Origin of the sequence: Staphylococcus gallinarum (genome assembly GCF_000875895.1) — a bacterium.
Taxonomy (GTDB): domain Bacteria; phylum Bacillota; class Bacilli; order Staphylococcales; family Staphylococcaceae; genus Staphylococcus; species Staphylococcus gallinarum.
Genome location: NZ_JXCF01000166.1, coordinates 1 through 241, shown reverse-complemented (window position 1 = coordinate 241; position 241 = coordinate 1). Strand labels below are relative to the sequence as shown.

1 pseudogene is annotated in these 241 nt (G+C 38.2%); it reads left to right on the top strand.

Annotated features, from left to right (window positions below):
- Window positions 1-59 precede the first annotated feature (59 nt).
- Window positions 60-241: pseudogene (locus tag SH09_RS13905) on the top strand (replication initiation factor domain-containing protein); the annotation flags it as partial.

Genomic DNA, 241 nt, shown 5'->3' with positions numbered 1-241 from the left:
CTTCAAGATATATATTTGGGTGAGCGACTTCTTAAACAAAATTAAGGAGTCGATTTTTTATGAGTAAAAAAGAACAAGAAATCTATTCAAAACAAGCTACATCAGGGGAAGTGCAAAATTCCTCCTTAACCGGCTACTCTAATAGCCGGTTGGACGCACATACTGTGTGCATATCTGATCCAAAATTAAGTTTTGATGCAATGACGATCGTTGGAAATCTCAACCGAGACAACGCTCAAGC